Source organism: Kitasatospora sp. NBC_00315 (genome assembly GCF_041435095.1).
Lineage (GTDB): Bacteria > Actinomycetota > Actinomycetes > Streptomycetales > Streptomycetaceae > Kitasatospora.
This window is the reverse complement of sequence record NZ_CP108025.1, coordinates 2601521-2614264: the sequence shown is the minus strand read 5'-3', so window position 1 is coordinate 2614264 and position 12744 is coordinate 2601521. Positions and strand designations below refer to the sequence as shown.

Annotated in this window: 7 protein-coding genes and 1 pseudogene; 1 reads left to right on the top strand and 7 read right to left on the bottom strand. The window is 73.3% G+C overall.

Translation table 11 applies throughout. From position 1 onward, the window contains the following. Positions 1 to 106 precede the first annotated feature (106 nt). The 6 genes from OG823_RS10380 to OG823_RS10355 all read right to left on the bottom strand — a co-directional run bounded on the left by OG823_RS10380 (position 107) and on the right by OG823_RS10355 (position 7465). Positions 107 to 1387 (bottom strand): 6-phospho-beta-glucosidase, encoded by a 1281-nt coding sequence (locus tag OG823_RS10380; protein ID WP_371484409.1) that lies wholly within the window; start codon positions 1385 to 1387, stop codon positions 107 to 109. Between the two features lie 11 nt (positions 1388 to 1398). Next, positions 1399 to 2319 carry a carbohydrate ABC transporter permease gene (locus tag OG823_RS10375; protein WP_371479176.1) on the bottom strand — a complete coding sequence of 307 codons (921 nt, stop codon included), beginning with the start codon at positions 2317 to 2319 and terminating at the stop codon, positions 1399 to 1401. A gap of 2 nt (positions 2320 to 2321) precedes the next feature. Continuing rightward, positions 2322 to 3305, bottom strand: a complete 984-nt coding sequence (locus tag OG823_RS10370) for a carbohydrate ABC transporter permease (protein ID WP_371479175.1) — start codon at positions 3303 to 3305, stop codon at positions 2322 to 2324. Between the two features lie 18 nt (positions 3306 to 3323). Then, positions 3324 to 4679 carry an ABC transporter substrate-binding protein gene (locus OG823_RS10365; protein ID WP_371479174.1) on the bottom strand — a complete coding sequence of 452 codons (1356 nt, stop codon included), beginning with the start codon at positions 4677 to 4679 and terminating at the stop codon, positions 3324 to 3326. 161 nt (positions 4680 to 4840) lie between these two features. Further along, on the bottom strand, positions 4841 to 6031 hold the full coding sequence (locus OG823_RS10360; protein WP_371479173.1) for an ROK family transcriptional regulator: 1191 nt from the start codon (positions 6029 to 6031) through the stop codon (positions 4841 to 4843). A 246-nt stretch (positions 6032 to 6277) separates the two neighbouring features. After that, complete coding sequence (locus tag OG823_RS10355; protein WP_371479172.1) at positions 6278 to 7465, bottom strand: mechanosensitive ion channel family protein; 1188 nt, start codon at positions 7463 to 7465, stop codon at positions 6278 to 6280. 437 nt (positions 7466 to 7902) lie between these two features. Between OG823_RS10355 and OG823_RS10350 the strand changes: the two are divergent. Beyond that, a pseudogene (locus OG823_RS10350) lies at positions 7903 to 8406 on the top strand (HNH endonuclease); the annotation flags it as partial. Between the two features lie 300 nt (positions 8407 to 8706). On the opposite strand, the gene OG823_RS10345 reads toward OG823_RS10350, so the two are convergent. Beyond that, positions 8707 to 12681, bottom strand: a complete 3975-nt coding sequence (locus OG823_RS10345) for a beta-N-acetylglucosaminidase domain-containing protein (RefSeq protein WP_371479171.1) — start codon at positions 12679 to 12681, stop codon at positions 8707 to 8709. Positions 12682 to 12744: the final 63 nt, after the last annotated feature.

Genomic DNA, 12744 nt, shown 5'->3' with positions numbered 1-12744 from the left:
GTACGTGCCCAGGCCGCTGTTCCGGCCGGGGTTCTGGGTGGTGCTGCGGGCCCGGCACAGGTGGGTGGTCCGGGCTCCGGGAGCCGTCCGGGCTCTGCGGGGGTGCTCAGGCCCAGCTCAGGTGCTCACGGTTGTGCGCGAGCAGGCTGTCGGTCAGCTGCTCGGCGAGCTCCAGCTGGCCGACCAGGGGGTGCGCGAGCAGGGCGTCGAAGACCCGGTCGCGGCCGCCCTTGAGCGCCGCCTCCAGGGCGAGTTGCTCGTAGGCGGTCACACCGGCGATCAGACCCGCGTAGAGCGGCTCGACCGGGCGCTGGGGCAGCGGACGCACCCCGGCGGCGTCCACCTCGGCCGGTACCTCGATCACGGCGTCGTCCGGCAGGAAGGGCAGGATGCCGTCGTTGCGGGTGTTCACGACCTGCACGGTGGTGCGCCCGTCGGTGCCCAGCAGGGAGGCGATCAGCTGGACGGCCGCCTCCGAGTAGAACGCCCCGCCGCGCTGGGCGAGCAACTCGGGCTTGGTGTCCAGCGCCGGGTCGGCGTACATGTCGAGCAGTTGCCGTTCGATGGCGGCGACCTCGGAGGCGCGCGAACCCTTGACCTTCAGCTCCTCCACCACCACGTCGTGCTGGTAGAAGTACCGCAGGTAGTACGAGGGCACCACGCCCAGGCGCCGGATGACCGGCAGCGGCAGGTGGAGGTCCGCGGAGATCTCCTCGCCGTGGCTCGCCAGCAGCTCCGGCAGCACCTCCCGTCCGGTGCCCGAGCCGGGGGCGTCGAGCAGCGTGACGCCGCGCTCCCAGCTGAGGTGGTTCAGGCCGACGTGGTCGAGGCGGACCAGCTCGGGGTCGACACCGAGGTGCTTGGCGAAGCGCCGCTGGAAGCCGATCGCCACGTTGCACAGGCCGACGGCCTTGTGCCCGGCGTTCTGCAGGGCCCGGGTGACGATGCCGACCGGGTTGGTGAAGTCGACGATCCAGGCGTCCGGGTTGGCCCGGCGCACCTGCTCGGCGATGTCGAGCACCACCGGGACGGTCCGCAGGGCCTTGGCGAGCCCGCCGGCCCCGGTGGTCTCCTGGCCGACGCAGCCGCACTCCAGCGGCCAGGTCTCGTCCCGGTCGCGGGCGGCCTGCCCGCCGACCCGCAGCTGGAGCAGCACGGCGTCCGCGCCCTGCACACCGGCCGCGACGTCGGTCGTGGTGGAGACCGTTCCCGGGTGGCCCTGCTTGGCGAAGATCCGCCTGGCCAGGCCGCCGACCAGCTCCAGCCGGTCCGCCGCGGGGTCGATCAGGACGAGTTCGCCGATCGGCAGGGTGTCGCGCAGCCGGGCGAAGCCGTCGATCAGCTCGGGGGTGTAGGTGGATCCGCCGCCGACGATGGCGAGCTTCAGAGTGCGGGACATCAGCCCTTGACCCCTGTCAGTGTGACGCCTTCGATGAAGGCTTTCTGGGCGAAGAAGAAGAGGACGATGACGGGTGCCATGACGAGGAGGGTGGCGGCCATCGTGAGGTTCCAGTTGGTGTGGTGGGCGCCCTTGAAGGATTCGAGGCCGAAGGAGAGGGTCCAGGCGCCGGGGTTCTCGCTGGCGTAGATCTGCGGGCCGAAGTAGTCGTTCCAGGCGTAGAAGAACTGGAACAGTCCGACCGCGGCGATCGCGGGCCTGGCCATCGGCAGGACGACCCTGAGAAGGATGCGGAACTCACCGCAGCCGTCGATCCGGGCGGCCTCGATGTACTCCTTGGGGATGGTCAGCAGGAACTGGCGCAGGAGGAAGATCGAGAAGGCGTCGCCGAAGGCCATCGGGATGATGAGCGGCCACAGGGTGCCGCTGAGGTGCATCTGCTTCGCCCAGAACAGGTACATCGGGATGATGGTGACCTGGGGCGGGAGCATCATCATCGAGATGACGGCCATCAGGGCGAGGTTGCGGCCGCGGAAGCGGAACTTGGCCAGCGCGTAGGCGACCGGGAGGCTGGAGGCGACGGTCAGGACGGTGCCCAGGCCGGCGTAGAGCAGCGTGTTGCGCCACCAGGTGAGGAAGCCGGGGGTGTCCCAGACCTTGAGGTAGTTGCCCCACTGCCAGCTGGTGGGCCAGAGGTTGGTGGTGAGCGCCTGGCGGTCGGTCATCACCGAGGTGAGGAAGACGAAGACGAACGGCAGCAGGAAGAACAGGGCGGCGGCGATCGCGAGCGAGTGCACCGCCACCCAGTGCAGGGCCGCCCTGCGCCGCGCGGTCCGCAGCGCCTGGGACGAGGCCCGCGCCGAGCCGGAGCCGGCCCCCGGGGCGGACGTGGACGTGGAGAGCGTGGAGCTGAGAGTCATGGTTAGTCCTCACCCGCCATGAAGCCGGACTTGCGGCGCAGGAGGATCGACGTGAAGGCCATCGAGATGGCGAACAGGATCAGGGCGATCACACAGGCGGAGCCGGTGTCGAAGCGCTGGAAGCCCAGGTTGTAGACCATCTGCGGCAGGGTCCAGGTCGAGCCGTGCGGGTAGCCGGGCTCGAACTGCTGGCCGGAGCCGCCGATGATGCCGCTGGCGACCTTCCCGGCCACGATGGCCTGGGTGTAGTACTGCATCGTCTGGATCACGCCGGTGACCACCGCGAACATGATGATCGGGGAGATGTTCGGCAGCGTGACGAACCGGAACTTCTGGAACGGGCCGGCGCCGTCGAGTTCGGCGGCCTCGTACTGCTCCGTCGGGACGTCCAGCAGGGCCGCCATGAAGATGACCATCAGGTCCCCGATGCCCCACATGGCGAGCATGGTCAGCGCGGGCTTGGACCAGGCCGGGTCGGTGAACCAGCCCGGCTGCGGCAGGCCGAGCTTGCCGAGCACGTGGTTGACCGGGCCGGTGCCGGGGTTGAGCAGGAAGGCGAAGGCCATCGTCGCGGCCACCGGCGGGGCCAGGTAGGGCAGGTAGAACGCGGTGCGGAAGAAGCCGACACCGGACTTCACCTTGGTGATCAGCATCCCGATGCCGAGGCCGAAGAGCACCCGCAGCGAGACCATCACCACGACCAGCCACATGGTGTTCTGCAGGCCCTGCCAGAACGCCGGGTAGTCGTTGAACACGTACGACCAGTTCTTCAGGCCGGTGAAGACCGGGGCGCTGAAGCCGTCGTACCGGGTGAAGGAGAAGTAGACGGTGGAGACCAGGGGGTAGACGAAGAAGAAGCCGAAGCCGATCAGCCAGGGCGAGAGGAAGGCCAGGGTGCGGGCCGCCTCCCGGCGGCGCTTGCTGCGAAGCGCCGCCGGGACGGGCAGTCCGGCACTCGCCTTGCGGGAGCCGAACGAGATTGCCATGTGTGTTGCTCGCTATCGCTACTTCGCCTGGTTGACGGCGGCGTCGATTTCCTTGGCGGTGGCGGCCAGTCCGGCCGCGACGTCCGGCTGCTTGCCCGACTCGACGTCGTAGCCGAGCTGCTGGAGGGAGACCAGGTACGCGCCGCCGTTGACGCTGGCGGGAGTGGTACCGGAGTGGGCGTTCTTGGTGATGTCGATGAACGTCTTGAAGTTCTCGTCGGCGTCCAGCTTCGGCGAGTTCAGCGCGGCGAAGGTGCTCGGCACGTTGTGGATCGCGTTGGCGAAGCTCACCACCGCGTCGGTGTCGGTGGTCAGGTACTTGACCAGCTCCCAGGCCGCGGTCTGCTTCTGGCTGTGCTGGGAGATGCCGATGATGGTGCCGGTCTGGTAGCCGCGCCCGTAGGTGTCGGCCTGGTCGTCCGGCACCGGGAACGGCGCGGTGGCCCACTCGATGGACGGCTTGTCGGCCGCGATCGAGGCGGTCCGCCACTCACCGTCGAGCGCCATCGCGACCTGGCCGGTCTCGAACGGGTTCTTGGCGCTGAACTCGTCGCCGAAGGTGGTGCGGAACTTCTCCAGCTTGTCGAACCCGCCGAGCTGCTCGACCAGGCCCTTCTGCCAGTTGAGCATCGCGGCGACCTTCGGGTCGGTGGCGATGTCCGACTTGCCGTCGGCGCCGAAGTACGTCGGGCCGTACTGGCCGAGGAAGTGCTCGGTGGTGGTCTCGTACCCGTGGTAGTTCGGCAGGAAGCCGAGCTGCTTGAAGCCGTCGCCGTCCGGGACGGTCAGCTTGGCGGCGTCGGCGGCGAACTCGCTGAAGGTCTTCGGGGCGGAGGTGATGCCGGCGGTGGCGAAGGCGGTCTTGTTGTAGTACAGGCCGAACGCGTCGCCGAGCAGCGGCAGCGAGCACTGGTTGCCCTGGTACTGCGTGTAGTTGAGCATCGCCGCCGGGAAGGTCTTGGCGGCGTCGATGCCGTCCTTCTTGAGCATCGGGTTCAGGTCGGCGAAGACCTTGGACGAACAGAACGTGCCCACGTTGTTGGTGGTGAAGGAGGAGATCACGTCGGGCGCGTCGTCGCCACCGGCCCGCAGCGCCTGGTTGATCTTGTCGTCGGTGATGTTGCCGACGGCCTTGACGTGGATGTTCGGGTGGGCCTTCTCGAAGGCGGCGATGTTGTCGTTGATCGCCTTGGTCTCGCTGTCCTGGCTCCAACCGTGCCAGAAGTTGATCGTGACGTCCTTGCCGGCGGCCGAGCCGTCGTTCGCGCTGCCCGCGCTGGTGCCGGTGCAGGCGGTGGCGAGGAGGGCCAGGACGGCGCTGCCGGTGATCGCGGCGACCGTACGGCGGGTTCTGCGGGAGCTGGTGGCGTGCACTTCGAGGTCCTCCTGGGGGTGTGCGGGCAGGCGCCATTGCCGGGTGGCCCGCAGTGGGGGGTCGGGAGAAGCGGAGCGTGGGCCGGTCGGGCCCGGGTTGCGGATTCGGGTGGAGCGGTGAGCCGGTGCGGGGAGGGTCGGTGGGCGGATCCGTGGGTGGATCAGTGGGTGGAGAAGACCGCCTCGCGGGCGGCGGCGAGGGCGCGTTGGAGCGCGCCGTGCAGCACGGGCGACCCGGGAACGGCGCTGCTGCGCACCTCGGGCCGGGAGATGGCGATCCGGGCCAGTTCCTCCTCGACGAGCAGGCGCAGGCGTTCGCCGCCGGCGATCGCCACGCCGCCGGAGACCACCACGAGTTGCGGGTCGACGACGGAGACGATCACGGCCAGGCCGACCGCGAGCCGGCCGGCCAGGGCGGTGAGGAGATCGTCGCCGGCGCCCGGGGTCTCCAGGGCCAGCAGCACCGCCTCCTCGGCGGTCGGCGCGGTGATGCCGTGCTCCCGGGCGAGGGCCCGGACGGCCGGTTCGCCGACGAGCTCCTGGAACCCGCCGGAGTTCTTGCGGCGTACGTCCCGGACCACCGGCGCGCCGGGGACGGGCATGTAGCCGACCTCGCCGGCGCCGCCGGTGAAGCCGCGGTGCAGCCGTCCGGCGATGACGATCGCGGCGCCGATGCCCTCGCCCGCCCAGAGCAGGACGAAGTCCTCGCAGCCCCGGGCCGCGCCGGAGGCCTGCTCGGCGACGGCGGCCAGGTTGACGTCGTTCTCGATGCTGACCGGCGCGTCCAGGGCGGCCGACAGCTCCTCGGTCAGCCGCGGCGAGTGCCAGCCCGGCAGGTGCGAGGCGTAGCGCAGCTTGCTGGTGACCGGGTCGGGGGCGCCGCCGAGGCCGACCACGACCTCGCGCAGCGCACCGGGGGCCAGGCCGGCCCGCTGCAGCGTGTCGGCGACCGCCTCGGCGACCCGCTCGACCGTCGCGGCGGCCGGCCAGCCCCTGGACGGGACGCGGTGCTCGGCGAGGGTGCGGCCGGTGATGTCGGCGACCGCGACCCGGACGTGGCTGGTGGTGACGTCGATCCCGGCGACGTACCCGGCGGACGGGTCGACCTCGTAGAGCTGCGCGTTGGGTCCGGGGCCGCCCGCGGTGGTGCCGACCGGTACGACCAGTCCGGCCGCCTCCAGCCGGGCGAGCAACTGCGAGGCGGTCGGCTTGGACAGCCCGGTCAGGGTGCCGATCTGGGTCCGGGACAACGGGCCGTTCTCCAGCAGCAACTGCAGTGCGGCCCGGTCGTTGATGGCGCGCAGCAGGCTGGGGGTACCGGCGAGGGGGATGCGGGGGGTGTTCTCGGTCACAGCGTCGATCCTCCTCTGTCCAGGGCGCGGTCGACCGGCCGGGGTGGTTGCGACAAGAACTGTTAGGAAACTTTCCAGTCGCTTGGAGAGGACCGTAGAACCCGGCTCCGGAGGGTGTCAATGGGCTCCCCGCAGGTGGATGCCGATCCGTTACCGGACGCCGCGGAGCCCCGCCCTCCGACGAGCGGAGGAGCGGGGCTCCGGGGGGCCGCCGGTGGGCGGCGGGCGGTGCTGCGGGCCGGCCGGTCAGCCGGACTTCGTGGGAGCGGGACCGCTCTCGTCGGCGGGGCGGGCCGGTGCCGGTATCGGCGCCGTCGCCAGCGCCCGGGGCGAGGCGGGGTCGGCCAGCACCGACGGCGGGGCGGCGTCCACCACGGCGCTCGCGGCCGCGGCGGCGAGCCCGGCGGCCACCGCGGGCGGCTCCTCCTTCAGCTTGATCCCGGCCTCGTCGAAGGCGCTCTTCAGCCGCTGGCGCAGCGCCCGGGCGACCACCGAGGCCTTGCCCGGGGCCGTACGCGCCTCGGCCCGCAGGACCACCGAGTCCGCCGCCACCGACTCCAGCCCGAGCAGGGTGACGGGGGCCCAGACCAGCTCGTCGAAGGGCGCCTCCTTGGCCAGCACCTCCGCCGTCTCGTGGATCAGCGCGCCGACCCTGACCAGGTCCTCCTTGTACCCGACCTGGACGTCCACCGAGGCGGTCGACCAGCCCTGGCTCATGTTGGCGATCCGCTTCACCTCGCCGTTGCGGATGTACCAGATCTCGCCGTTGCCCCCGCGCAGCTTCGTCACCCGCAGGCCGACCTCCAGCACGGTGCCGGTGGCCACGCCGGTGTCGATCTCGTCGCCGACGCCGTACTGGTCCTCCATGATCATGAAGACGCCGGAGAGGAAGTCCGTCACCAGGTTGCGCGCGCCGAAACCGATCGCCACGCCCGCGACCCCGGCACTGGCCAGCAGCGGGGCCAGGTTCATCCCCAGCGCCGACAGCACCATCAGCGCGGCCGTGCCCAGGATGGTGAACGAGGCCACGCTGCGCAGCACCGAACCGATCGCCTCCGAGCGCTGCCGGCGCCGCTCGGGGTTGACCACCCCGGTGTTCGCCAGCAGCCCGCCGAGCCGGCTGGGCTCGGCCGCGTCGTCCTCGGGCGGCCTGGTCATCCGGGTGATCAGCTGGGTGATCAGCTTGCGCACCATGGCCCGCAGGACCAGCGCGAGGACCACGATGAAGACCATCCGCACGCCGCTCGCGATCCATTCCTGCCAGTGCGCGTCCAGCCAGCTCGCGGCCTGCTTGGTGCTGGTGCCGACCTCCTGCGCGCTGGTGGGGAGTCTGAGGTCGAGCCCGGACGGTGACTCGCCGGGGACCGTCGTCGTGGTGCCGGCGGCAGCCGGGGCCGCGTCGGCTAGAAGACCGGTGACAGCGGACCAGGACACGTGCGGGCCTTCCTGAAGGGAGCGGTGGCGGGGCCGCCGGCACCCGGCGCTGTGCTCGCTCCCGGGCCCGCGGACCGTCCGGACCAGCCTAGCGGGCGCTCGGGGGCGCTCCCGCACGCGGCCGCGGGCCCGGCCGGCGCCCGGACGCGCAGTCAGGGCTGCGCCGACCGGCCGACGGCCCGCCGGGGCCGGGTGACGGCCCGCCCCGGCGGGGCCCGCCGCGCCCGGCCGGGAGCGGGGGTGTGCAACCGGCCACCACCTGGGCATACCGGTTATGACCGAAAGCACATCCGGAATCCACGTCAGGTCCGTTACACAGGAGTGGTGGCGCCGTACCAACGCGTAAGGCGACACTGGGGGAGATCACGCACCCGCTGCGTGGTCGAACCGCTCGTCCCGGCGCGAGCCACGCGCCGCAGGCGTCCAAGGAGGCATCCGTGCCGCATGTCCTGGTCCTCAACGCGTCCTACGAGCCACTCGGTGTCGTATCGATGCGCCGCGCACTCATCCTGGTCCTCAACCACAAGGCGGTCAGCCTGGAGGACTCGGGAATCACTCTGCACAGCGCCACCAGCGCCCTTCCGGCGCCGTCCGTCGTCCGTCTGACCCGCTTCGTCCGGGTCCCCTTCTGCGGGCCCGTCCCGCTCACCCGCCGCGCCCTGTTCGCCCGTGACCACGGGCGGTGCGTCTACTGCGGGGCCGCCGCGACCAGCGTCGACCACGTCATTCCGCGCAGCCGGGGCGGCCAGCACCGGTGGGACAACGTGGTGGCGGCCTGCCGCCGCTGCAACCACACCAAGGCCGACCGGCACCTCACCGAACTCGGCTGGCGGATGAAGCACCAGCCCGCCCCGCCCAGCGGCCTGGCCTGGCGCATCATCGGCACCGGGATCAAGGACCCGCGCTGGCGCCCCTACCTGGAGCCCTACGGGGCGAACGACCAGTTCCGTGAGTACGAGCACCACGACCATAGCGAGTACGCCGGGGCTCACCCGGTGCAGCTCGGCCGGGCGCACGCAGCCCACCCCACGCCGGTGCACGGCGCCACCACGCGCCCCGCATCGGCCCGCCGCGGCGAGCAGCCCGAACCGCTCTCCGCCTGATCGCGTTCCACAAGGGCCTGCCCCGTCATTCTCCGGTACGCCTCATGGGCCGCCGGCGCCCCCGCAGCGGGAGCGCCGGCGGCCCGCCGTCCGTCCGGGACCGGCGCGCGTCGGAGCGCCCACGCCGGGGCGGCGCGATCACGCCGGGGGCGTGGCGCCGGGCGCGACCGGGGGCGACGACTGCGCCTGCGTACCCGCCGGGGTGCTCGTGGCCACCGCGTACAGTTCGATGCCCCAGAGCGAGTAGCCGTACTTGGTCGCCCGGGAGACGCCCTGCATCCGCAGGTACCGCGCGTCCGGCGCGTCGAACCGCACCGTCTCCGTCCCGCCGCCACCGTCGTCGACGCTCGCCACCGTCGTCCAGGTCACGCCGTCGGCCGAGGTCTGCAGCTTGTACGAGGAGGCGTAGGCGGCCTGCCAGTGCAGCACCGCCGCGCCCAGGTGGACGGCCTGCGGGAGCTTCAGCTGCACCCAGGCGCCGTCCGCCGCGGGGGAGGACCAGCGGGTCTTCGGGTCGCCGTCGGCGACCGCCGAGGCGGGGAAGGCCTTGGTCTCGTCACCCGAGGAGTCGGCGGTCGCGGTGCCGGCGAGATCCGGGCCGCCGGTCGGCGGCACCACGTGCACCTGCAGCACCTGGCGGACGGTGGCCGCGCCGGCGGTGAACGTGACCGGTACCGCGTACGTCCCGGTGGGCGTCTCGGCGGTTGCGGTGACCAGCAGCGGGGTGCCGACCTTGCCGCCGCGCGGCACGCTGACCGCGCCCGCCGGAGTGACCGTCAGCCCCTTCGCGACCGCCGGTACCTCGGTGTGCAGCTCGCCGCTGACCCCCTCCGGCCGGCCGGCCTCGACGAGCGCGCGGGTCTGGACGGGGGCGTTCGCGCCGGTCACCGCGTCCACCGTGGTGTCCGACAGGGTGAGGCGGGCGGCCGGGGCGTCGGCGTACCAGGGGATCACCTGGTTCACCACCGGCGGCTCGCCCCCGGGGTTCCAGATCAGCCGGATCGCGCCGGCCGGCAGCCCGCCGGCGGGCAGCTCGTTGTAGCCGGGCTGGACGGTGCCGATCGGCACCCAGCTGCCGTCCGCGTGGCGGACCTGCACGGTCGCGGTGGCCCGCACGCCGGGGTCGGTGAGCACGGTCAGCCGGTCCAGCGGGCGGTCCTCGCCGAGCTCGACGGTCAGCGGGGCGTCGTCGGCGGTCGGCGCGACGGCGGCCCGGTAGGCGGTGTCGGGGTTGCCGTCCAGCACGGCCGCGGCCGAGAAGCCGGGGGCGGCGGCCGGGCCGCCGGAGACGCTGGTCGGGGCGTCTCCCGGCGCCGTCACGCTGAACTCGCGTATCGCGACCGCCGTCTTCTGCGCCGAGGTGGCACGCAGGCGAACCGCCCGCACCACCTCGCCGGCCGGGACGGCCACGGTCACGCTCCGCTGGTTCCGCAGCTGGGCCAGCTGCTTCCAGCCGCCCTCGCCGGTGGAGTACTCCAGCACCCCGTCCCGGACGTAGTCGTCCGTCGCGGTGGCGGCGTCCGGGCCGTTGCCCCAGGAGCCCATCAGCAGCGTCACGCTGCCCACCGGACGGCCGTCGCCGAGATCCAGCCCGACCGCGTCGCCCGGCTGCGGGGGCGCCGAGCTCCAGTAGAAGCTGTCGGCCGCGCCGTCCGTCATGAGCACCGGCGCGTGGTCGCCCGCGCTGCCCAGGGTGCTGGTCGCCCGGACACCGCCGCCGGCGACACCCGCCCAGGTGTCGGCGGCCGCGACCGCCCGCTCCAGGAACGGGCCGAGCACGCCCGCGCCGACCGTCGCCGGGCTCTGCGCGGCCTGCTCGCGCAGCCCGCTCAGCGCGACCCGGGCCTTCCAGGCGGCGGAGCCGTCCCCGCCGTGCTGCGCCACCAGCATGTCGATCGCGCACTGCCCGGCCAGCCCGTAGGTGCGCAGCGAGGTGAGCCAGGGCCCCGCCTCGGCGGCCAGCGCGGCCGTCGCCGGATCGGCCGCCAGGGTCAGCGGCGCGCTCGCCATCGCGGTGAACGCCTCGCGCAGCGGGGCCGCCGCGGCGGCCACCGCGGCGGGGTCCGGGGCGCCCGGCTCCAGCGCGGCCCAGAACCGGTCCAGCAGCGGGGCCAGGTAGCCGGACTCCTGCTTGGCCAGCGGGGACGAGGAGCTGTTGCCGGCCAGCGCGGTGACGGCGGCGAGCGCCGACCCCGGGCCCGCCGGGGCCGCGGCGGCTCCGGCGGGGGCGGCGGTGGGGCCCGCCAGCGAGCGCAGCGCGGCCTGCCAGGACTGCTGCGGCTGGTAGCCGGCCGGGTTCCAGGCGAAGTCGCCCGCCGTGGCCAGCGCGACCCGGGAGGCCACCGGCTGCTGCATCGCGCCGGTCAGCAGCACCGCCGAGCGGGTGGCGACTTCGGGGTCGCGGCCGGTGTACGCGCCGAGGTAGAGGCGGTCCGGGCTGGAGTCGTTGACCGGGTAGTTGTCCATGGTGACCAGCGGGTGCCCGTACAGCGAGCCGGTGTCGGCGGTCTGAGCGGCCGTGATCCGGTCCGGGATCACCCCGACGCCGCTCCAGGCGACCTGGACGCCCTCGGGCAGTGCGGCCGCCAGCGCCGAGCGGTACGGGGTGGCGCCCTGCTGGTGGTACTCGGTGGGCACCACCGAGAGGGGCACTGGTGCCCCGCCCCCGGCGGCCAGCCGCTGCTGGACCTTGCCGACCAGTTCGGCCTGCGCCTTCGCGGCGGCGGCCGGGCCGGTTCCGTAGGTGTGCTTGTCCGCGCCGCAGTGCCACTCGTCGTAGCTGACGTCCAGGAACTGCAGCTGGAAGGCGCCGAAGCCCAGCTTGCGCAGGCTCTCCAGTTTGGCGACCAGCGCGTCGAGGTCCTTGCCCGAGCTGTAGCAGAACGACTGGCCGGGGTCGATCGCGTAGCCGAGCGTGATGTGGCCGCGGCGGGCGGCGGAGGCGAGCGCCGCGAGGTCCGCGGCCTGGCCGGCGGGGTAGGCGTCGCGCCAGCGGGACAGCCGCAGCGGGTCGTCGCCGGGGGAGTAGAGGTAGAAGTTCTGCTTGGAGCGGCCGAGGAACTCCAACTGCTCCAGCCGCTGGTGCTGCGTCCACGGCGTGCCGTAGAAGGCCTCGGCGGTGCCGCGCACCGGCGCTCCGGACGGCCAGTCCCGCAGGGCGATCCCGGGCAGGCCGAGGCTGCCCGCGCCGGCCGGTTCGGCCGTCGGGCCCTGGCCCTGGCCGCCCGGGACGGCCGCCAGCAGTTGCCGCATGCTCTGCGCCGCGTAGTACGTGCCGGTGGCGTCGACCCCGGCGAGCACCACCGCGCCGTACGTCCCGCCGCCCTGCGCGGGCAGCTGACCGGCCGCCAGGACGTATCCGCCGGCCGGCAGCCCGCCCGGCGAGGGCGCCGCGCTGTCCGAGCCGCCCGCCGCCACCGTCAGCTCGCGCAGTACCCGGTCCACCGTGCCGTCCGCGCCCTCGCCCGGGCCGCCGACGTACACCACCAGCGAACCGGCGGCCGGCGCGGGCGAGTCGGGTCGCGGGGTCAGCGTGTTCGCACCGGCGATGCCCAGCACCTCGCGCACCGCGTCCACGGCGCCGTCGTCCGCCTTGGGCGCGAGCACCAGCGCCACCTCGGCGGGTACGGTCACCGGCCGGCCGGCCACGCTCTGCTGCTGCGGGCGCGGGAACACCTGCGGGTCGGCGACGCTGCCGAGCGGCGTCTGCGGCGCCGCGTCCGTCTCACCCGTGAGGTCGGCGGCCGCCGCCGCGTACGAGGGCGGCGCGGCGTACGACACCGGGCCGCTCACCAGCAGTCCGCCGACCACGGCCGCCGCCGAGAGCGTCGCGGCCATCTGCAGGGTCCGCCGCCGGGGAGCCGGGATCCGCACGGTGCCGGTGCCGTGGACGGTGCCGCGCTCCGCGCGCACGGACGCCAGCAGCGGCTCCGTCCCCTTGAGATCCGCGATCATCCGGTCCGCGGCCCGTGGTGCCAGCTGCCGCGCGGTCCTGGCCGTCGCCCGGCGCGCCGCGAGCGCCGCCGGGTGGTGGAGCACGTCCCGAAGGGCGGCGCTCTGCTCCAACTGCTGCCTCAGCCGACGGCCGGCGGCGACGGACACACGGGACTGCACAGGAGACTCCTCGCGGTGAGTGCCCAGGTCAACGAGCCGGACGGACGACGTGGCCAGCGAACC

Coding starts and splice junctions, on each gene's coding strand:
- OG823_RS10370 (WP_371479175.1), bottom strand. CDS start 3,305: ATGGCAATCTCGTTCGGCTCCCGCAAGGCGAGTGCCGGACTGCCCGTC.
- OG823_RS10375 (WP_371479176.1), bottom strand. CDS start 2,319: ATGACTCTCAGCTCCACGCTCTCCACGTCCACGTCCGCCCCGGGGGCC.